This is a genomic window from Bacillus sp. FSL K6-3458 (genome assembly GCF_038005045.1).
GTDB classification, from domain to species: Bacteria; Bacillota; Bacilli; order Bacillales; family Bacillaceae; genus Bacillus; species Bacillus altitudinis.
On the sequence record NZ_JBBOSI010000001.1, the window covers coordinates 3,063,655 to 3,085,226 of the forward strand.

The following is a 21,572-nucleotide window of genomic DNA, read 5'->3' on the forward strand; positions in this document are numbered from 1 at the left end:
CATAAGTCATAATTTGTCAATCATTCCACTGCTAAGCTCGTAATCTGCCCGTCTTCCGCTGCTTGTTTCATATAATGATGACAAGTGAAATAAAACAGCTGTGTTTCAACACGAGTGAGTTCACTCATCAGCTCCAGCACCCTGTCTAGACGGACATGATCAAAGTGAACGAAACTGTCATCCATCATAAATGGGAGCTGACAATCTTGCTGGTGGGACAAAGCAAGTGCAAAACGAATCGAGAGATAAATTTGCTCACATGTTGCTTGTGAAAGCTCCTCCGGGCGGAATAGGCGTCCATCCCTCCGTTTCACAATCAGCCGGTCATCTTCGGCAGAAAATAAAATCACTTCATATCGATCATTCGTTAACGGCTGAATAAATCGGGAAGCTGTTTGGAGGAGTGCTGGTAGCCTCGTTTCTTTATGTTCATTGAGTTTCTCTCGAATGACGGAACGAACGAGCTGAATAGCCGCCCATTTTTTCGCTAGATGCTTTGCCTGCTCCTGCTCTACAGCAAGCTGATGAGTCAAATCAGACACTGTACCTGATGCTTCTATTTGGCGTATTTCTACTGCTAATTCTGCCAAGCGTTTTTTCATATTCGTCACATTCTCTTGCATGTCATTCAGATGTCTTTTTGCTTGTGCACACTGCTCCTCAAGGGTGCGTAAACCTTTACGGACAATGACCTCTTCCTCATCTATATAACCGCTTTTGTGTAGCTCTTGGTTCAGCTGCTGCAAATTGTACAGCCGCTCCCGGTATTCTTTGGATAGATGAGATAGGACATGATAATCTTCTTTTGACGCTGCTTCTACTTTTCGAAAAAGCTCGTCCGTTTGTTTTTCATAATATTGAACTTCTCCTTCTAATGTTGTCAGCTGCTGCTCTACATGTTGAATGGATACGTGCAATGTCTGACGTTCTTTTTCTCTTTTTTCCTCATCTTTCAATATCTCTTGAAAGGCTGAGATATTCTCTTGAATGGTCCCTTCTTTTCTTTGAAGGAGACTCATGAGCGCTGAAACTCTTTTCTCGTAGATCGATTGCTGCTGTGTGAGCATCTCTATTTCCTTGTTAAGCGCCTCATATGCCGCTGTATTCGCTTTTAATTGTTTCAAGATATGGAAAGCTTCCACAAGGAATGAGAGCTCTGAGGACAAACCCAGCTGCCTTCTCATATCTTCTACTTGTTGCTGTACAGGTTCCAGTTCCCGCTCCCAGTCTTCATATTGCTGTATCATTCTTTCGTATAAAAGCTCCTTTTGCTTCACTAGCGTTTCAGCTGAAGCTGTTTGAACTTGAAAGGAATGATAGGCGTTACTGTCGTTTGCTTCCTTCATCTGAGTCTGTTTAAGCACTGGATAAATAGCGATCAAGATAAATACGGAAAATCCTGCAAACAGTAACGTCACCCAGCTCTCTGCTAAAACGAATAAGACCGTGAGAATGACAGCACATAGCACGAACATCAGCGGGAATAACCACACTCTGGAATGATTCTGTTTCACTGTAGCCCTTGTGCCCCTGACATCTTCTGCATCTTGCTGTTTAACGGGCTGCTCCTTTAATCCTTTTAGAGCGGTTTCCGCTTCTTCCAGCTCATGTCTTGCATGATCAAACCGGTCATCGAGCTGCGTTTTCCTATCCATTAAACGAACGTATTGGCTCACAGCCTCTTTTAATTCCCACTCAAAGTCAAGTGAATCATCCAGCTGGTCAAGCTTGATTGGACGATGCCACTTCAGCTTCGCTGATGCTTCTTCTATTTTTTGTTTCAAAGAATTCTGCTCTGTTTTCCCTTCTGCTAAGCGTTTCTTCACAAGTTCAGCATCAGATGATTCAGCTATGACTCGCTTCATCTCCAATACCGTATCCTTGTCATAGAGTGGCTGAACTTGCGTGAGCGACGTTTGCAAATGATCTAATTTTTGTTTCAGTGCCGTCACTTGTGCCTTTTTTGGGTGAAGGTGTGATTCTAATTTATCAAGTTCATGCGCGGTTTCCGGTCTAAACCGTTTGACTCGTTCTGGATAACTAGCCAAATCTTTTTTTAACTCTATCTTGTTTTCTATCATAGGATAAAGTCGAATATGTTCAGTCAAAAGCTGAATCTCTTCTTCAGTCTGTCTCATTTCATGCTGAAGCATTTCTACCTTCTCGGTTAATTCAGCTTGTTCTTTTTTCTTTTCGGTATAACGACTTTCTACCAATTTGGCCTGTTTCAACTTACCTGACAGCTCTTTTACATGATCAAGCTGCTGATTTAATTCAGGCTTACGTCCATTCGGTTTAAAAAGCTGCTCCTGCTGTTTTAGCAGCCTGCTGTCCATTTTGGATGCCGCATCTGAGCCAAACAAACTTGAAAAGAGTAGAAATTCCCCTATTTGATCTTGATTTAATGCTTGTACATTTTGCAGACCAAACACGTCAAAAGAATAGATTGATTGGTATAATCTGCGATCTGTTCCCTTTAACATCGCATGTAGAAACGCTTCATCTTTCACTTCACCATTTGGCAGCAACACCTGAGCTTGGCCGCCATGATCAGATGTTCTTTCAATATGAATCACACCTAATTCCTCATCAAAACATGTAAGAGACCCGCCATAAAATGAGCCATGCTTTGGCTTATACATATGGCTTTTGGAAAAACCAAATAACATCGATTCAATAAACGCCTTCAATGTCGTTTTCCCCGATTCATTCAGGCCATAAACTAACTGAAAACCGTCATCAGAAAAGTGGAAGGTTTGATTGGAAAATTTCCCGAAATTCGCAATATGGAGTGAACGTATTTTCATCATGCCTCTCCTTTTCTCATAAATGCTTCAGCTGTTCTGCCAGCAGCCTTTGTGCCTCTTCTTTAATATCGATCTCGTCCTCTTTTGTAAAAGCTCTTCCTGCCTTTCTATAGGTTGGATGACGCTTGATCGGTGAAAGCAGCTCATCATACGCATCAAACTCGGCAATTTCTGCTGTTAGTTCTGTCAAAAAAGAATCTTCTGGATAGACGGCATCTTCATGTGTCCGGCAGTCAATCGACATCACCCAAACGAACAAGTCTTCATCTTCCTCCTGTTCATGAAGAACAGCCATCAGCTCCTCAAGCACTTCAAGCTGCGTGAGCTCCATATAAGCAGGAGCATCGCCAGTTAGTTCGATTTTCACAAAATGAGGAACACCTCTCTCTTTCAGTCCACTCATCTTTTTGTCCACAAGTATCACAAGATCGGTCATATGAGCGGTATGTGTGATATCTATTGTCAATGTCTCAAAGATGACATCTGAACAGCCCATAAACTCCGCTCTTTGAGCATCTTCAGATAGGTAAACGACATAACAGCCTTTCTCTCCTGTTTCTTTTATATGTCTTCCTTGCACGTTTCCAGGATAGATCACCATTGGGTCTTCATGCAGAAGAGCCCGCTTATGAATATGTCCAAGCGCCCAATAATCAAAATCCCGCGCTAGAAGCTGCTGAAGCTGAAATGGTGCATACGCATCATGCCCTTCTTGACCTGCTAATGTGCCGTGAAGCATTGCAATATGATAAGGGGCATCTGTTGTTTTTTCATAATAAGGTGTCATATTTTCATGGACAGCTCGATCTTTGTAGCTGAACCCGTAAATACTTGCCACAAGCTGACCTTCTCTATAAAAGGCTTGCTCACTTGGCGTACTGCTCAAAAAAACGTGAACATTCTCTGGCCACTCAATTGGTGTCCATTCACCACCTAAATGATCATGATTACCATAAATAATAAACACTTCAATCCCGTGTGATTGTAGCTGTAGAAACTGATTTCTTAAAAAAAGCTGTGCTTTTAGGCTGCGATTCGATTCGTCAAATATATCTCCGCTCAGCAGCATAAAGTCTACTTCTCGATCAATTGCAAGTTCAAACATGTTCTTGGCACTTTGAAATGTACTTTCTTTCAACCTCTTAAAAATTCGGTTCGGTATATTGGACATTCCCGCAAACGGACTATCTAAATGAAGATCTGCGGCATGAATAAAAGTGAGCTTCGTCAAACGTCTATCTCCTTGTACGTTACTGTAGTTGTCCATATTTTATCACGCCGTTTTTACGAATGCACGTTCTATCGCTCTCATTCTAAAAAACACATTTTTAGGGGTGAAAAAAGAGGTTTTAACTTCCTCCTTGTATAATTCATTAAAAAACAAGAAGGAAGGGAAGATCAGAGATGGAGAAAACCTACTATTTGACTGTATTTGATTCGTCAGGTGAAACCTTATTAAACGAAAAAATCACCACAGATAGTGATGAAAAAGCAAAAGAATTAGGACGTCATCGTTTAATCGAACAACAATACACAAAGCATTCTCACCGGCTCGTAAATGATGCAGGTAAACTTCTTTTATTTGAACGTTAAAAAAGCCGGCATCCGCCGGCCATTCAATCTTCTATTTAATGAAACACAGGACGTCTTTTTTCCAAAAACGCTTGAACACCCTCCTGATGATCACGGCTTTGTCTCAGTCTAGCTTGTGCAGCACGCTCTTTTTGAAGAACGGCTAACAGCTGTGATTCTGACTGCTGAAAATAAATCATCTTTGTTTCAACAAAGGCTTGAAGTGGCATATTTAAAAATGGCTTGACGCACGCTTTTTGATACGTATCCACCTCATCTTGAAACACGCCGTCTGCAAGGCGAAGCTTGAGCGCTTCTTCAGCCGGTAGCTTTTGTCCGCTCCAAATCAATTGTTTAGCGGTTTGTTCACTAACTCTTTTGGTGAGGAAAAAATGCCCTCCGCCATCTGGGATTAACCCGATTCCATTAAAGTTCATGGCAAGTTTAGCATCTTGATGCATAAACAAATAGTCACAGCTAAGGGCAAAGCTAAAAGCAAGACCAGCCGCTGCCCCGTGGACAAGTGCAATCGTCACTTTTTTCATACTGGCTAAAGAAAGTGTAATTCCCTCGATCAAATCCATCACGCGATGAAAATCTTCTTCACGATCTTGCTTTAGCATCATGCCAATATCTCCGCCTGCTGAAAACCCTTTGCCCATCCCCTTGAGTACAACAATTTTTGCGCTGCTCTCACTCGCTGTATCACACGCTTCCTTCAATTCAGCAAACATGTCAACATGAAACGAATTATACGCTTCAGGCCTATTGAAAACGATTTCAAAAATATCCCCGTCTACCTGACAATTGATATATGTCATCATCCATTCCCCCTCTTTCTTTTCAAGCTCATGACTTACTTCAATTTCCATCAAGCAATTCCTTTTCCTCTACATAAAAAATTTCAAGATCAACTGATACTAAAATAAGCATAATTGTTGAAACGAGAAATATATTTTTATATAGTAAAATAAGAAATAAAACATCATATGAAAGGGGGAGAATGATTGATAAGAAGTTCCATATGTATATTGATTAGCTGCATCGTCATGTTTTCTCCCTTTTCAAATGTCGTTTTTGCTTCACAAGCAGAAGCGAGCACACCGAGCCTGATTTCTCCATCGATTTATGATGAAGAAATCAACGCTGTGAAGACACCTCCATTTTCAAAAAAACATGCATCCTCTCTTCTGTTAAAACAGAGGTTATCAATAGGCGCTTCAAAAGCTTTTCTTGTAAAGCTTGCACCAGCCACTGCGTTATCTATTGATTTATGTTTTTTAGAAATGAAGTGTGCAATCCCCATTATGTACCAATCAAATTACCTCGACTGATTCATTTTATTTCATCCGTAAGCACTATATGAAAAACAAAACCTATCATATTCGGAGGGATAAAATGAACATTAAAGAAAATGATCTTCCTGGGATTGGAAAGAAATTTGAAATTGAAACGAGAAATAGAGAAAAGATGACGATTGTGATTCATGATGATGGCAGACGGGAGATTTATCGTTTCGACGATGAAGATCCAGATGAAGTACTGTCCACCATTTCTCTCGATGATGCTGAAGCCCGGCAAATTGCTGCCATTATTGGCGGTATGGTGTATAAGCCGCAAGCACTTGAAACGATTGAAATGGCGTTCAATGATTTGATCATTGAATGGTTTAAGGTAGAAAAAGACGCAAAAGCGGTTGGACATACACTCGGCGATTTAGATGTGAGACAAAATTATGAAGTCACCGTCATTGCGATCATTAAACATACAAATGAAAAATTACTCAACCCCGGTGCCGATTCGATTATTCAAGCAAATGATACGATGGTCATTTCAGGCGAAAGAAAACACTTGAAGCGATTGATACGTGATTTTCTTTCTAGAGGGGGAGAGTGATGAATGGATCATTTAGTCTTTGAAGTTGGAACTGCGCTTATTCTCATCGCCATTGCCAGCTTAATCGCCAATAAAATTAAATTTTCTATCATTCCTTTTCTCATTGTCCTCGGGATGATTGTTGGTCCGCATGCACCAACCATCGGGATCATTGATTTGAAATTTATCGAGAGCACCGAGATTATTTCGTTTTTTGGTAGAATGGGTGTCCTGTTCCTTCTATTCTACCTCGGGCTTGAGTTCTCTGTCGGCAAACTCATAAAATCGGGTAAATCCATTGCAGTCGGCGGATCTATTTATATTTTGATCAACTTTAGCTTAGGATTGCTGTATGGGTTTATCACAGGCTTTGGATTCCTTGAAGTTCTCATTATGGCAGGCGTTATCACCATTTCATCCAGCGCCATTGTCGCCAAAGTCCTTGTCGATTTAAAACGGACAGCGAACCCTGAAACAGAGTTAATTCTTGGGATTATTATGTTTGAGGATATTTTTCTCGCCGTCTATTTATCTGTCGTATCCGGTCTTGTCCTTGGAGATGCCACGTCCGTTGGCGGTGCCTTATTATCTATTTTAATCGCTTTTGGTTACATGATGATTTTCTTTATCATCGCACGTAAGCTGCCAAAACTATTAAACAAACTATTCGATATCCGTTCAAATGAAGTATTTATCATTGTCATTTTTGCCGCTTTGTTCTTCGTGGCTGGTTTTTCAGAGACGATACATGTCGCAGAGGCCATTGGCGCTCTCTTACTCGGTCTTGTGTTTTCAGAAACAGAACACTCAGACCGCATTGAACATCTCGTTGTTCCTTTTAGAGATTTCTTTGGCGCCATGTTCTTCTTCAGCTTCGGATTGAGTATTGATCCATTTACATTAGGAGATGCCTTCTGGCTTGCGATCGGCGCTGTCATTCTCACCTTAATTGGGAACTTCACCGCCGGGATGTTTGCTGGAAGAAGAGCCGGTTTCTCTCATAAAGCTTCTTCTAATATTGGATTAACCATCGTATCAAGAGGAGAGTTTTCCATCATTGTAGCCGAACTTGGGATTGCAGGCGGGCTTGCCGCTACATTGAAGCCATTTGCTGCATTATATGTATTAATCCTTGCGATTTTAGGACCGCTAGTGACGAAAGAATCAAAGCGTATCTATCAAATCCTAAACAAAATCTTCAAATGGAAAACTGAAAAACCAAAAGTAAAAAGAGAAACAACCATTTAATTGAAAAGGGCCCAGTGCTGGGGCCCTTTTTTATATCTATTCAAATTGCTGAAATGCTGTTTCTTGCTTTACTTGTTCTTTCGTATCCCCGCGAATGGTTCGGATGACTTTCTGATTGCGGTAGATCGATAGTTTTAAATTGGTCGCCGCTGTTCCATGAGAGTGATCAAGGTTCGTGAATGTAAAGAAATGATGAGACCGTTTGTCTTTAAACACAAGCCTGAAGTCGTCTGTCACTTTAAAATGCTCATCGCTTTCCCATTCAATCAATGGTTCATATGCGCTAAACCATTCCGGAATATTAGGCGTATATCCTGTAGCCAATACCACATGATCGGCTGTCATTTTCTTTTCTTTCTTCAGTTGCCATTGTTTCAAATGCAGCTCTAACTGCTGCTCATCCTCCATATGTATCGCTTCAAGCTCAGTCATTGGCTGAATGAGTACAGAAGGCTCTTCACCTGAAACGGAGCGATGGTACAATTCCTGATAAATACGAGAAAGCGTCGATGCATCTATGCCATTCCTTAATCCTGCCAGTCTAGGCAATGTGTTCATCCGTTCTTCATAAGGAAGGGAATGAAAATATTCAACATACTTAGGTGTAAATAGCTCCTGACCAAGCTCCGCTGTCTCTAGTTCTCTAAATTCACTTGAACGTGTAAACCACGAAAGCTGCTGTCCTTTCTTCTGATGCTGAAGCAGGTCTAAGAAAATTTCAGCTGCACTCTGACCTGAACCAATCACCGCCACCGTTTCAGCTTCATGAAGTTCTTTTTGTTGATCTATATAACGGCTGCTATGGGTCACATGCGGCAACGCAGCTTCTGGCACATCGACAGGAATCATCGGCTTGCTTCCCGTTCCAAGGACGACATGCTTTGCACGATATTCAGAAAGCGATCCATCTTTCAACCGCCGAACTTTTACAAGATACCCGTCTTCACAGTCGGTCACTTCTTCCACCTTCATCCCGAACTGACAGCTATCTAATTCACCTGCAACCCATGATAAATACTCATTGAATTCTCTCCGGGGGATATCAAATTGTTCAAATGTATAAAATCGGTGAAGCCTGTTTGATTCATGTAAATAATTTAAAAATGTATACTTGCTCCTTGGATTAGCCATTGTCACAAGGTCCGCTAGAAAGGAAACTTGTAAGTCCGTTCCTTTGATGAGGATACCAGGATGCCAAGCAAATTCGGTTTCCTGTTCAAAAAAACAGCATGTCACATCTTCATACTCCTCTAATAAAGCGGCCAATCCTAAATTTGCTGGCCCAATCCCAATTCCGATCACATCCATCATATGTACACCTGCTTTACCTTTTTACCCCCTATATACCCTTTTACAAATGAAAAAAACACTGCGTCACCGCAGTGTTTACATGTGAGAAACAAATAATGACTCAAGAAACTGAATCTTCTCTTCCGTATAGTGCTCATAACGATCATTATAAGACTTTGGATCTTTTGGATTGGCATACTGCGTAATTTTTCCGGTTCGCGGATCAATGAATTTACTCGCAGCGCCGCATCCAATGCCAATGATCGTCTGCACCTCTTCCATAATGATAATATTATACAAACTTTCCTGTCCATCTAACGAATACCCGACATTTTCGAGATTCCCCAAAATGTTTTTTTGTCTGTATAAATAGTACGGATGATAGTCATGTGCCTTTGTCCAAGCAACCGCTTCATCCATCATACGTGTGATCTCTTCTCGGTCTGCCACTTGATACTTTTCCTTATTGCGGGTCATTTCAGACGCTCTCTTAAAGGAAAGGGTATGCACCGTTAAAGATTCAGGCTTCAGTTCTTCTGTTTGCTGCAAGGAATGTTGGAATTCCTTTAGCCCTTCTCCTGGCAGCCCAATGATTAAGTCCATGTTAATATTATTCATGTCATACTGCCTTGATAAATGATACTTTTCAATCGTTTCTTCCACACTATGGTGCCGGCCAATCGCTTTCAATGTTTCATTCTCATATGATTGCGGATTGATACTAATCCGGTCAATATGATAACGGTTGAGCACCTCCAGCTTATCAGGTGAAATCGTATCAGGTCTTCCCGCTTCTACAGTGACTTCCCGAATATGTTTCACATCTGGAAAAGAGCGATACATCTCCTCATACAGCAAATCCATTTCTTCTGCTGTAATACTCGTTGGAGTACCTCCGCCAAAATAAACAGTCGTCACTTTAATCCCATGTTCCTTTAACCATTCGCCCATTTTTTGCATCTCATAATGCAGCCCAAAAAGAAACGTTCCTACTCTTCCAGCTTGTCCTTGAATGGCATAAGCAGGGAACGTGCAATAAGCACATTTTGTTGGACAGAAAGGAATACCGATATAAATACTCACTTCCTCCTGTAGATCGTACAGATCTGGAATGGCTTTGATTTGACGATCAACAATCTCCTGCATCAAATTGATCTTTTCATCATGAATCAAGTAATCGCGCTTTAACGCTGCATGTGCTTCTTCCTTTGTCATGCCTTCTCTTAGCATCTTATGAAGTAATTTCGTAGGGCGTATCCCCGTTAGAATCCCCCATTTTTGCGTCATTCCTGTATATTCCTGAAGCAGATGTAAATAAACAGACAGCACCGTGTTTTTGATTTGCTTCCATCGCTCTTTTTCATTCAAGCCCTCTGGCATCTCTCTTGTAAAACAACTCGTCATATCTGATCCAGCAATATGGCCAGAAGCTTCCACCCTACCATGGGTTTCTTTCCAATCAAACACCATAACCAGACCATCGTTTGCTTCACCTGAATCAAACAGCACTTCACTATCTTCTTCGAATAAATTGGCTATATTGACAAGCGGTCGATGAAATCGTTCATTAGACAGCCCTTTAACTAAAATTCGCATCGTATCACCTTTATCTTCAAACTTGTTTCATTTTACAAAATTCATCTAGGAAAAGCAATGAAGAGAACAGACGAAGGCCCTGCCATTTCTTAATAGACAGGGCCTTCACTATATTATCGATTAATATCAAATTGATGTAAAAAACCTTCCCTTTGCTGCATTCTAAAGTATTCTTTGATCATATAAGCAACACCCTGTTCATCATGAGAACGTGTCACCCAATCGGCTTTACGTTTGACCGAATGAGGTGCATTCCCCATCGCAACGCCTAAGCCAGCTAACTCAAGCATCGGGATGTCGTCTGTCCCGTGACCGATCACGACCGTATCTTCTAATGTAAAACCTAGTGCTGAGGTTAAAAGAGAAAGTCCTGCTTCTTTCGATACCCCTTTGCATACAATGTTCATTTTCTCATCACTGATCTTAATCAGATCAACAGATGGGAATGCTTGTTGAATGGTTGTGTGGATTTCAGGCTGAAGTGCTGCCGTCGAATACACTTCAATGACAGGTGTGCTAACCGGTTCATCCATAAGCATATCACTTAATGATTCAACAAATTGAACGGGATAGAAAATGGGATCAGACGGATGAATCAACGTTTTTCCCATCAGTTGAGACTGTGTTTTTTTCCGATTGCCGATTGAGAATTTTTCATGTAACAAGCGAACATTACAATCAAAGCTTTCAAGGATCTGCACAAGATTAAATGTTTTCTCTTCCGTTAATTTCTTCACATGGAGCGGCTCATCAAGCTTATCAGCGATAAATGCACCACTATGCGTCACAAGAGTTGAAGTTGGTATTTTCAACGCCTTGGCAATTTTTTGTGCAGATCGAAAATGACGGTTGGTGACAATCGTCACGTAAACCCCTTTTTTCTTAACATATTCCACAGCTTCTTTTGTAGCGGAATGGATTTTCCCATTGGAACGAAGCAACGTTCCATCTATATTGAGTGCAAGTAGCTTTTTTGACACTGAGGCATCCCCCTTCTTGATGACTGTACTTACGATGAGGATATGCCCTAGCTTAGCGCTTTAGAACATGCAGTTGAAGCAGCCCTTGTTTTATGCCTCAATCGCAAATAAAAAAAGCCTACCCCTAGGCTTTTTTTTATGTATGGTTTGGATGCGTAACAATGGCGTGATGAAGCTCCCCATGATCCCCTCATCTTTCACACACCAAAGCATTGCTTATATCATATCCCCTTATGCTTTGCTTTTCTCCCAGAAGCGCTTCTCTCTCATTTGGCTCATCGCCGTAAATCCAAAGTGGAACGCACCCAATTCATCACGATAGCGCTTTTTGAAAGCACTTTCAATAAGTATTATCGCAGAATTTACGAGCTTCGACAACCCCTTTTTTAAAGATATACAAGCGGCGATATGAATGAAAAAAAGGGCGAATATGATCGCCCTTTCAATTAATTTTCTTCAGTATTTCCATAAAGCTCTTCAAGAGGCTTCATGATAATTTTATTTAATTCACCGATGAGAACACTTACGCGTTGTTCTGCTTCCATCAACTGAGAGATTTTATCGTGCTGCTGCACAAGTGCAACCGTTTTTTGCGCTTGCTCTACTTCTTCTTGTGTAATCTCTTGGCCAGTCATTTGTTTTTGTTGAAGGTTTACTTGAATGTCACGGAAGTTCTCAAACATTCTTTTAGAGGATTCATCCCCGTTTACCTCATCATAAAGATTTCTTAACGCTGAATATTCTTCGCTATGACGCAGTGCTTTTTCAAGGTCATATGCAACATCATAAAGATTTACAGACATGTTATGTCTCCTTTCTATCCGTTATCACCGATATGGATCGGCGGACACCACTCCACTATAACAAACTATGGCTTTCGTTTCACATATATACAATAAATTCATCGAAATTTCTCGATCTTGCCTTAGAATAAGGTGACAAAAATCGCTTGGACAGCACCGATCAATCCACCTAAAAGACCGCCTAAAAATGTGATCATCTTCAGCTCCTTATTAGATATGCTGATTACAAGCTCTTCCATTTTTTCAAGCGGGAAAAGTTCAATTTGTTCACGAATAATTTCTTCAAATTGGAGCTTTGCGAGCAGTCCCTCAAGCGCATTAGATGCGGCTTCAATCCCTTTATCAATGAGAGATGGAGCAAACTTGGTCTTAAGATCATCCGCTACTGCACTGATGTAAACTCCTACTGGTCTATCTAACAGCACCTTTGTAGAAAAATGTGAAAGCAATTGCTTTTTCACACTAAATAGAAGCTCCTTCACATTCCATTTTTCATCAAGCTCATGTAAAGAAAATTGCTTTACCTTGTCCCATTCTTGAACAAGTAAATCTGATAAAAACCTTTTTGTCTCTGCATTCTTTAAGAACTTCATCATTTCAGGATGCACGCGATCAATTAAGCTTGAATTCCCTAAAAACATTTGGACCATACTGCCAAGCATTCCTCGTTCTTTTAAGAAATCATCTATCATATGACCGAGTCTTGCTTTTCCCTCATCACTTTCAAAATAATGAATGCCTCTCTTTAAAATATAATCTGCGGCATCTGGAATTTTTGATGCAAGCTTATTTTCTACATCCTGTGGCAACAGCTCAGACAACGTTTGCTGATCATACTTTTCAAGCAGTGAGTGGAGCTTATGATCAGTCCACTGATGAAGCCTTGCGTCAGCTTTAACGTCAGCCTGTGAAAAACCGTATTTTTCTAACATGGAGAAAACCGTCATTTCCATATCAGCACCTTTATCAATATATCGGTGCACTGTCCGCAATATCTCTTGCTTTGCCTCTGATGATTCAAATCGTTTTTTAATGCCCTCTGGCGTTAGTAAATGCTCCATCACCATGACGCCAACCTGCTTGGCTACTTCATCTCTTCTTTTAGGAATGAGGCCCGGTGTAAATGGGAGCTGCTTCCCAAATAAATAATATGGCTTATACGGACGAAAAAGCATTTTAATCGCGAGATGGTTTGTTGCTGCCCCTATCACTGCACCTATCACAATCATAAAGATAAACGTTGTGAATATATCCAAAGTCGTCATCTACCTTTCAAACAACACCTGAAGTTTATTGTTTTTATCTATACGTATTATAGTTGTTGTCAAGAGTCCAAGCAAATGAAGCATTCAATGTGACATATGAGACAACGATCTGTCGTAATGATATAGGAACGCCAAGTTTATGTAAAATCAACAAAAAGTGTTTTTCAGATGTTAAAAAAAGAATTTGAAAAGTAGGTGTTGTTTCATGACGTCAACGCTCGGCATTGTCACTCTTTCTCCGAAGCATGAAGAAGCATTCACACATCAGCTTGCCAAAGCAGCCTCTTCTTTTGATTTAGAATTTGTTCGTTTTTCACCTCTAGATTTAAAGCCTGCTTCAAATGTCATTCACGGTCAAAAATTTAAGACTGGCAAAGGATTTGAAGCGTCAGAATTTCAGATTCCTGACTTGATTTATGATCGTTGTCTTTATCAGCATGACGCACAATCTAAAAAAGCAAAACCTATCATGAATTGGTTAAAAAAGTATCCAAAAACCGTTTTTTTGAATACTGGAATTTCAAATAAAATGCGGATATTCGAGCAGCTCCGTCTCCTCCCTTCTTTACAACAATACTTACCTGTCTGCTCTCTATTGACAGAGCCTTCAGACCTGCTCAACTTGGTCAGAAAGGGCGGATATTGTAAAATACAGCCGCTTTCTCAACAGCACGCAGCACCCTCTTGCTTCATTTCTTTAAAAGACAAATCACTCATTACTGTGCAGCTAAACGCTAAGCAAATCATCACCTTTTCACATTCAGCAGAGGTTGAACGCTGGTGCAAAAAGTATATCGGCCGATCTTTCCTTCAATTTTTTAACACGAATGATCAAAAAGACGTTATATTCAATGAAATTAGGATTTTTCTTATAAAAAATTCACAAAATCAATGGAATAGCATGGGGATTCATACAAAACCATCAGTAGAAAACAGCCTTTTAAGCAATACACAAAATTCCATTCATGTGGTAGCCTTTGATCACTATTTAAACTCATTAAAGCCACACATCAAGGAGCTGTTGTTAGATGATATTGCCTCCATTCAATCATCTCTTCCAGCGTTTATAGACAAAACTTTCTCACCGTGTATTGAATTCGCTATAGACTTGCTTCATACAAATGAAGGCAGACTTTTCATCTCAAATGTAAGATCAAAGCCAGGACGATCCTCTTTTTTAAAAGCTTACCCTGAGAGGGAGAATCAATTGATTCAGACCATACTTGAACATGCCAAATCGATGATGGCTGAAGAAAAGGAGGTTCCTTATGAAGAGAAAACGCTACATCATCGCTCCTCATTCAGCAAGTGAAAAAACAGTATATCTCCCTGCTCAGTTTAAAGAGCAGGAGGCAATTTTATCTATTGCTTTAGGTTCTTGTTTAGTAGATGATTTCGCCATTTCCTATCATCAATCTCAAATGATTTTATTATCAGAAGACCTTTATCGCGCTTTATTCATTCCATACAAAACGAAAGCTGATGTCATATTAGTTCAACATACACTCTATATAGGACCTCTCATCGGCATTTTCACTGCAGGATTCGAACAAAATACAGCACCTTTAGGCGCAAGATCTTCCTATTTTATGAAATTGCTGCAATCTTGCAGGCAGCATGCTGGTTTTGCATATCTTTTTGGTACTCATTCTATCGATTGGGATAAAGGAATAGTAGAAGGTTTGCTTTACCAAGAGGAGCGCTGGGTAAAAAAGCAGATGCCCCTCCCATCCGTTGTTTATGACCGGCTGCCTAATAGAAAGGCTGCTCAGTCGGCATTCATTCAAGAAACAAAACGAAAACTCACTCAAGATTACGATATCCCTTGGTTCAACCCTTATTTTTTTAATAAATGGGACATTCATGAACAGCTATTAACAGATGAAAAAACAAGCTCTTTCTTACCACATTCTATACGATTAGATCCTGTTGATGCTTTAAATAAAATAGAAACACTCCTTCATATGCATCATGTCATTTATTTAAAACCAACAAACGGCAGTCACGGAGACGGGATTTATCAGTTAAAGAAGACGGAAAACGGGGTCACTGTCTGCTCAAATAAAGGGAAATCCACTTCATATCATTCCGTAGACCATTTCGTAAAAAAACTGCGGGAAGATTGTGCAATTCACGACTTGATTGCACAACAAGGCATTGAGCTTCTTCAAATAGACAATCAACCACTGGATTTTAGAATTCATACGAATAAAAATAAGTATGGTCATTGGACTGTTACAGCCGCTGCTGGAAAAGTTTCAGGAGATCACACTGTCACAACCCATCAACTGCATGGTGGTTCAGTAAAAACACTGTATGATATCTTTCCTGATGCAGAGAAACGTTTGAAGGTTTTGCAAGAGCTCTCTGATACTGCCCTCGCACTTAGTCGTATGATAGATGAAAAAATGCCCGGTCTGATTGGGGAAATTGGTTTTGACTTAGGTATTGATCACTTAGGTGCTATCTGGATGTTTGAAGCCAATTCTCGTCCAGGCCGCGAGATTTTTCTGCATGCACCATTGAAACACTCAGAATGGCTGATTGGGAAAAGAATCGTTGAATACGCATCTTACCTAACACAAATGGCTCTTACTCCTATAGACCATGCAAACGCCTATTGATGTTTTCTTTTCATGTCTCTGAAATCTGTGCTTTCCCTATGCTCTTTTCATCAGATGAGATACAATAAAACCAAGTTCAAGGTTGTTTCCGTATTGTCGTGTGTATTTATTGTTTCATCAATAAAAGCAAGGAGGCAATGATGATATGATTTCTCATTTTCAATGGAAACCTCTCTTTAAAAAAGCGCAATTACCTGGCTGGAAAATATCCTTTTTTCATAATGGTTCACACTATGAAGGCATTTATCACAAAACGGGTGATATTGAATGGGGCTCTCAGCTTCCGCCTCATGAAGTTGAACCAACCTTAAAAGAAGAAATCCACGAATTAATGCTATTCCATGTGTATGATTAAACTGTTTAAGGAGCCTCGCCATGTTAGAAAAACTAAAACTTGTTTACGGACACCATATCATCAGTTCACCAACAAATGATAAACAAATTCTCTGGTATCAAACAGACGAAGGCGAAATTTTCGGAGTAAACAAAACGGAGCTAACAGAAAGGGAAGCGCTTCTTCTCAATTCATTCCTCACACCAATTGATGTACCTCATACGCTGGAAACGGAAGAAGAACAGAAATGGTACAGCTATCTCTTTGAAAACAAATCAATCACCATCGATCAATCCGTCCGTGTTCATTTTTTTAAAATGGATCACCAAGCAGAACAAAGGCAGCAAATAAAAGAGGCTGTGAACAGCAGCCTCGAACATATTCATTTCTTATGGACAGGCACTGAAACAGCTATGCTCATTCAAACAAACGCTACATCAGAAAATGGTCAACTTGAACAGCTACATGATTTGTCTCAAGCCATCACAAGTGATTTTTTAACAGACGTTGTCTTCATGCAAGGACAGCTGCATTTGCCGAATGGAAATTTAAAAATGAGATTATTAAATGAACATCAGCTCTTCTTATGGCATCTGAAGCAAGGAAAACTTAGGTCAGGGGTTGCAACATTTTATCAATGTTTACCTGCTTTCATTCGCCATGATACAGACATGGTTTCTGCCGCTATTTCAGATGCATTTATAGAAACAATCTTTGATCGGGACGTTTACCGGACTCTCACGACCTATATGCAGTGTAATTTAAATGCATCGCAGGCAGCAAAAGCGTTATATGTTCATCGAAACAGCCTCCAGTATCGGATTGATAAATTTATTGAACGGACAGGACTAGATATACGGCATTTTCAAGAAGCGTCAGCTGCTTATTTCATGATGAATCTTCTCGATCTTTCTTAAATGATCCTAACATGAGCACCTTGCCTAAAAATGAAAATAAGATGTTGTGCACGTTGTCCATTTACAGACACCCTTCCTTTTTATACACTTCATTTATAAGTAAAGCGCTTTCAAAAAGGACTGGGAGGCTACCACCTATGGCTGAAATGATGCTGAATCAAATTTATAAAGTGTACGATAACAAAGTAACAGCAGTAGATAACTTTAATCTACATATTGAGGATAAAGAATTTATTGTGTTTGTTGGTCCATCTGGATGCGGAAAATCAACAACTCTCCGCATGATTGCAGGCCTTGAAGAAATTTCACAAGGAGATTTTCTATTAGACGGCAAGCGAATGAATGATGTGGCACCAAAAGATCGGGATATTGCGATGGTTTTCCAAAACTATGCCTTATACCCTCATATGAATGTGTACGATAATATGGCTTTTGGATTAAAGCTTCGAAAATTTCCTAAAGCAGAAATTGATGAGCGGGTTCGAAACGCTGCAAAAATATTAGGGCTTGAACAATACTTAGATCGAAAACCTAAAGCATTGTCTGGAGGTCAAAGACAGCGTGTTGCACTTGGAAGGGCCATTGTACGCGATGCAAAAGTCTTTCTTTTGGATGAACCTCTCTCTAATTTAGATGCTAAACTTCGTGTTCAGATGCGTGCCGAAATTTCTAAACTTCATCAGCGGCTGCAGACGACATTCATCTATGTCACACACGATCAAACAGAAGCCATGACAATGGCTTCTCGGCTTGTTGTCATGAAAGATGGCTTTATTCAGCAGGTTGGCGCACCAAAGGATGTGTATGAAAACCCAGAGAATGTCTTTGTAGGAGGATTTATTGGCTCTCCAGCGATGAACTTTTTTACAGGAAAACTGTCTGACGGAGCCATTGCCATTGGGAATACGCACATTCGTGTACCAGAAGGAAAAATGAAAGTATTACGCAGTCAGGGCTATATCGGAAAAGATGTGATTCTAGGCATCAGACCAGAAGATTTCCATGATGAGCCTGTGTTTATAGAGGCTTCTGAAGGAACAAAAATTGAAGCAAACGTAGAAGTGGCTGAATTAATGGGAGCGGAAACGATGCTTTATTCTTCTCTCGCTGGTCAAACGTTTATTGCACGTGTTGATTCTCGCACAGATATTCAGGCAGGTCAGACGATCCCTCTTGCCATTGATATGAATAAAGCGCACTTCTTTGATACAGAGACTGAGCTCCGCATCCGCTCAGCTGAATAAGAAGACGTTCCACAAACCATCACCATTGGGTGGTGGTTTTTTGTATATGAAAACAACATTTACCATGTTCTTTTTCCGTATGTTTTTTTCGTAGCGAACCATAATATTTAGTACAAAGCAGTTACCGCATTGGGTTTCGCCAAGTGGCAAATGACTTGGTCATTTCGCTGGTGCGACTCCAGCAAACCCAACCAAAAAAATCATATATAAAAAGGAGATTCACATCATGGCAAATTCTAATAGTTCAAATCAATTACTAGTTCCTGGAGCAGGGCAAGCAATCGATCAAATGAAATACGAAATCGCTTCTGAGTTTGGTGTAAACCTTGGAGCAGAAACAACAGCTCGTGCTAACGGTTCAGTTGGTGGAGAAATCACGAAACGTCTTGTATCTTACGCTCAGCAAAACCTTGGCGGAACAAAAGCTTAATTTCATATCTGGATCATAGAAGGCACCTCTTATGGTGTCTTCTTTTTTTGGTTTTATCCCTCACCGATTCCTTTTGAATTCATATGATGTATTAGTTAGAAAGGAGCGGATCTTCATGGACATTATTTCAGGTGTGAATTTTGAACTTCTACAATTTGTCGGTCTCTCTCTATTATGTGAATATGCTCATAGTATTCGGTCCTTTCATCTTTATAAAAAAAGCATGACATAAAACTGTACCATTTTAAGTTCTTTTCACTTATAGTATGTAGTGGAGGGATCGATCAGATGAAAATAGCTCTTTTCGGTGCTCATGGACGTGTAGGACAAGCATTTCTTCGTTTCGTAAAAGAAGATGATCGTTACATGGTTCGCTCGTTAATTCGGACAAACCGGGAAGAAATGCTTGCGGGTATGTTTCAAGTCACCGGCAATTCCAGAAATCAAGAGGATGTGCTTGAAACAATTAAAGGATCAGATATTGTCGTGAGCTGTCTATCAACAGATGGTGATGATACTTTATCTGTTTCAATGGAGCATATCGTACAAGCCATGAAGCAAACAGGAACATCAAGAATTATAACGATTGGCACTGCGGGGATTTTGAAAGCAAGGCAGCAGCCTGAGCTTTACCGCTTTGAAACAAATGAATCAAGGCGAACCACTTCCCGAGCTGCTAAAGAACATGCCAAAGCATTTGAAATTCTTCAATCAACTGAACTAGATTGGACAATCATTTGCCCAACCTATTTACCAGATGGAGAAGTGACACGGTCATATCGCTATGAAAAGAATTTTCTCCCTATAGATGGACAGAAAATCTCAGTTGAAGATACCGCACACTTTTTGTATCAGCAGTTAAACTCAAAAGAATTTGTGCATCAACGTGTCGGTATCGCTTATTGACCATTTAGTTCGTGTAAATGATATACAACCAGTAAAAGTCGAGATCATATCATGAAGCCTCGACTTTTTTCATTGCCATGAAAAAGCCTCTTTCAAATTGAAAGAGGCTTTTCAGATTGTAGAGAAACTCATGTTTTTCTACAATCTTTTTTATTTTCATCGTAATGATGATGGATGAGATTGAATGAAAAAGGCCTCCCACACACCTAACCTAGCTTCGCTAGATGTGTGGCAATCTTCTTCATGTTCTGACAGGCAGCTGTGAGAAGCACTTGCTCACTCACATTTTGTTTTCCCCTCAACCGGCAGTAGCGAAGCCCGTGCAGTTGTTTTGAATCTGCAAAGCTTCGCTCTATTTTTTCTTTTCTTTTTTTATATAGCTCTTTTCCAGAGACAGATAGACGATTTTGTCTGATCCTTTCTTTATGTTCTTCCCATATGTGTCTTGAGATGACTTTTTGATGATTTTTCGACCTTGTGCATCTTTCAAGGAAAGGACACGATGTACATTTTTTAGGATCTGATTTGTAGAACCTATAACCTTTTCGATCAGTTGTTGTATATAATAGCTTCTCACCATTTGGGCATATGTAATGATCATGTTCAGAGTCATACTTGAATTTCCACTTCTCAAATAAACCTCTTGTTGGATGAAAGCGTCTATGTGCGATGACACCAAAAATACGGCGATCTGATAAACCTTTACAGATTGGGGTTGTCAAATAACCAGAATCAAGGGCAACAGCTTCTACTTGAAAACCAAATCGTGCGATTTGGTGATCCAACCGATCAAGATACGGAACAGAATCATGGACATTACCGGGCGTGATGTGGGCATCCGTGATGATATTGTACTTCATATCCGTTGTACGGTGGTCTAGGTAGAAAAAGCCTTCTGGCTTGTTTTCACGATAAAGATAGCCACTTTCAGGATCAGTCGTACTTTGACGAATGTCTTTTTCCGTTTTCACCTCCTCTTTTACCTTTAAGGGCTTTTTTCCGTGTGCCACCCGATCTTCTTGGATCGCTTCTTCTAAATCATTTATATAGTTCTGGGTATCCTGCTCAATCGTTTTTCTCATATATTTATGTTTATTGGCATTGGCTTTAAGATGAGTGGAGTCAGTAAAAAGAACGCGGCCTCCTACCATATCATGATTGATAGCTTGAAGCACGATCTCGTCGAAAATGTCTTGAAAAATCGTTGTATCTTTGAATCGAGTACGACGATTCCAGCTAATGGTCGAGTGATGAGGAACGGGGTCATTGATGTTCAAACCTAAAAACCATCTATACGCCATGTTATAGTAAATTTCTTTTTCAAGTTGTCTTTCAGAACGGATACCATACAGGTATCCGATGAACATCATTTTGAACAAAATGAGTGGATCGAGAGAAGGACGACCTTTATTCTCACTATAATATGGTTTTACTTTGTCTATGATAAATGAAAAATCAATGTATTGATCAATTTTACGAAGTAGGTGATCCTCTTCGACCAGTTGATCTAGTAATACAAATTCGGCTTCGTGCTGAGAAGAATTTCTAGTGTGGAACATGAGAAAAACACCTTCCTTTAGTATGCTTTTCTCTATTATAAAATGGGGTAGTGGAAAATTTAAGGGGAAAAATAAAGCTGTCGAGATTTTCTCGACAGCCTGAAAAGCCTCTTTCAAATTGA

At 40.1% G+C, this 21,572-nt stretch carries 21 protein-coding genes; 11 read left to right on the plus strand and 10 right to left on the minus strand.

Annotated elements, in window-relative coordinates; genetic code table 11:
- Positions 1-20 precede the first annotated feature (20 nt).
- Together MHH23_RS16180 and MHH23_RS16185 are read right to left on the minus strand one after the other, a co-directional pair.
- A complete protein-coding gene (locus MHH23_RS16180; protein WP_340959829.1) occupies positions 21-2,807 on the minus strand; it encodes an ATP-binding protein in 2,787 nt (928 codons plus the stop codon).
- A 16-nt stretch (positions 2,808-2,823) separates the two neighbouring features.
- A complete protein-coding gene (locus MHH23_RS16185; RefSeq protein ID WP_047946609.1) occupies positions 2,824-4,038 on the minus strand; it encodes a metallophosphoesterase family protein in 1,215 nt (404 codons plus the stop codon).
- Between the two features lie 173 nt (positions 4,039-4,211).
- Here MHH23_RS16185 and MHH23_RS16190 point away from each other — a divergent pair, with 173 nt between their 5' ends.
- Positions 4,212-4,400 carry a YhzD family protein gene (locus MHH23_RS16190; protein WP_024719988.1) on the plus strand — a complete coding sequence of 63 codons (189 nt, stop codon included), beginning with the start codon at positions 4,212-4,214 and terminating at the stop codon, positions 4,398-4,400.
- A gap of 35 nt (positions 4,401-4,435) precedes the next feature.
- Here MHH23_RS16190 and MHH23_RS16195 read toward each other — a convergent pair whose 3' ends face one another.
- On the minus strand, positions 4,436-5,251 hold the full coding sequence (locus tag MHH23_RS16195) for an enoyl-CoA hydratase (RefSeq protein WP_081105402.1): 816 nt from the start codon (positions 5,249-5,251) through the stop codon (positions 4,436-4,438).
- A 135-nt stretch (positions 5,252-5,386) separates the two neighbouring features.
- On the opposite strand from MHH23_RS16195, the gene MHH23_RS16200 reads away from it, so the two are divergent.
- The 3 genes from MHH23_RS16200 to MHH23_RS16210 all read left to right on the plus strand — a co-directional run bounded on the left by MHH23_RS16200 (position 5,387) and on the right by MHH23_RS16210 (position 7,502).
- Positions 5,387-5,713 (plus strand): potassium:proton antiporter, encoded by a 327-nt coding sequence (locus MHH23_RS16200; protein WP_234833554.1) that lies wholly within the window; start codon positions 5,387-5,389, stop codon positions 5,711-5,713.
- Between the two features lie 64 nt (positions 5,714-5,777).
- Positions 5,778-6,275: a cation:proton antiporter regulatory subunit gene (locus MHH23_RS16205; RefSeq protein WP_017366937.1), complete on the plus strand. Its 498-nt coding sequence runs from the start codon at positions 5,778-5,780 to the stop codon at positions 6,273-6,275.
- Between the two features lie 3 nt (positions 6,276-6,278).
- Complete coding sequence (locus MHH23_RS16210; RefSeq protein WP_007497140.1) at positions 6,279-7,502, plus strand: cation:proton antiporter; 1,224 nt, start codon at positions 6,279-6,281, stop codon at positions 7,500-7,502.
- A gap of 36 nt (positions 7,503-7,538) precedes the next feature.
- On the opposite strand, the gene MHH23_RS16215 is transcribed toward MHH23_RS16210, so the two are convergent.
- From MHH23_RS16215 to MHH23_RS16240, 6 genes are all read right to left on the minus strand, one after another.
- Positions 7,539-8,813: a lysine N(6)-hydroxylase/L-ornithine N(5)-oxygenase family protein gene (locus MHH23_RS16215; protein ID WP_340959833.1), complete on the minus strand. Its 1,275-nt coding sequence runs from the start codon at positions 8,811-8,813 to the stop codon at positions 7,539-7,541.
- Positions 8,814-8,888: 75 nt separating this feature from the next.
- Positions 8,889-10,388 (minus strand): coproporphyrinogen III oxidase, encoded by a 1,500-nt coding sequence (locus MHH23_RS16220; RefSeq protein WP_340959834.1) that lies wholly within the window; start codon positions 10,386-10,388, stop codon positions 8,889-8,891.
- Between the two features lie 113 nt (positions 10,389-10,501).
- The gene (locus tag MHH23_RS16225; RefSeq protein ID WP_340959835.1) at positions 10,502-11,368 is read right to left on the minus strand and encodes a Cof-type HAD-IIB family hydrolase; all 867 of its coding nucleotides are present in this window, start codon (positions 11,366-11,368) and stop codon (positions 10,502-10,504) included.
- Positions 11,369-11,599: 231 nt separating this feature from the next.
- A complete protein-coding gene (locus MHH23_RS16230; RefSeq protein ID WP_008348925.1) occupies positions 11,600-11,746 on the minus strand; it encodes a hypothetical protein in 147 nt (48 codons plus the stop codon).
- A gap of 68 nt (positions 11,747-11,814) precedes the next feature.
- Positions 11,815-12,171 carry a YlbF family regulator gene (locus tag MHH23_RS16235; protein WP_008348927.1) on the minus strand — a complete coding sequence of 119 codons (357 nt, stop codon included), beginning with the start codon at positions 12,169-12,171 and terminating at the stop codon, positions 11,815-11,817.
- Positions 12,172-12,293: 122 nt separating this feature from the next.
- Positions 12,294-13,427, minus strand: coding sequence for a DUF445 domain-containing protein (locus MHH23_RS16240; RefSeq protein ID WP_274661003.1), 1,134 nt, complete (start codon positions 13,425-13,427; stop codon positions 12,294-12,296).
- A 214-nt stretch (positions 13,428-13,641) separates the two neighbouring features.
- Between MHH23_RS16240 and MHH23_RS16245 the strand changes: the two genes are divergently transcribed.
- The 7 genes from MHH23_RS16245 (at position 13,642) to MHH23_RS16275 (ending at position 19,891) form a co-directional block, all read left to right on the plus strand.
- Entirely contained in the window at positions 13,642-14,748 is a 1,107-nt protein-coding gene (locus tag MHH23_RS16245) for a YheC/YheD family protein (RefSeq protein ID WP_340959837.1), read from the plus strand.
- Positions 14,705-16,060: a YheC/YheD family endospore coat-associated protein gene (locus MHH23_RS16250; protein WP_340959838.1), complete on the plus strand. Its 1,356-nt coding sequence runs from the start codon at positions 14,705-14,707 to the stop codon at positions 16,058-16,060. Before MHH23_RS16245 ends, MHH23_RS16250 begins: the two co-directional genes overlap by 44 nt.
- Positions 16,061-16,205: 145 nt before the next feature.
- A complete protein-coding gene (locus tag MHH23_RS16255) occupies positions 16,206-16,415 on the plus strand; it encodes a YheE family protein (RefSeq protein WP_008348933.1) in 210 nt (69 codons plus the stop codon).
- A gap of 20 nt (positions 16,416-16,435) precedes the next feature.
- Positions 16,436-17,311, plus strand: a complete 876-nt coding sequence (locus tag MHH23_RS16260) for a helix-turn-helix domain-containing protein (protein WP_340959839.1) — start codon at positions 16,436-16,438, stop codon at positions 17,309-17,311.
- A gap of 137 nt (positions 17,312-17,448) precedes the next feature.
- Positions 17,449-18,555, plus strand: coding sequence for an ABC transporter ATP-binding protein (locus tag MHH23_RS16265; RefSeq protein ID WP_340959840.1), 1,107 nt, complete (start codon positions 17,449-17,451; stop codon positions 18,553-18,555).
- Positions 18,556-18,781: 226 nt separating this feature from the next.
- Complete coding sequence (locus MHH23_RS16270) at positions 18,782-18,985, plus strand: alpha/beta-type small acid-soluble spore protein (RefSeq protein ID WP_340959841.1); 204 nt, start codon at positions 18,782-18,784, stop codon at positions 18,983-18,985.
- A gap of 288 nt (positions 18,986-19,273) precedes the next feature.
- Positions 19,274-19,891 carry an NAD(P)-dependent oxidoreductase gene (locus tag MHH23_RS16275; protein WP_008348943.1) on the plus strand — a complete coding sequence of 206 codons (618 nt, stop codon included), beginning with the start codon at positions 19,274-19,276 and terminating at the stop codon, positions 19,889-19,891.
- A 206-nt stretch (positions 19,892-20,097) separates the two neighbouring features.
- On the opposite strand, the gene MHH23_RS16280 is transcribed toward MHH23_RS16275, so the two are convergent.
- Positions 20,098-21,450 (minus strand): IS1182 family transposase, encoded by a 1,353-nt coding sequence (locus MHH23_RS16280; protein ID WP_340958755.1) that lies wholly within the window; start codon positions 21,448-21,450, stop codon positions 20,098-20,100.
- Between the last annotated feature and the right edge of the window lie 122 nt (positions 21,451-21,572).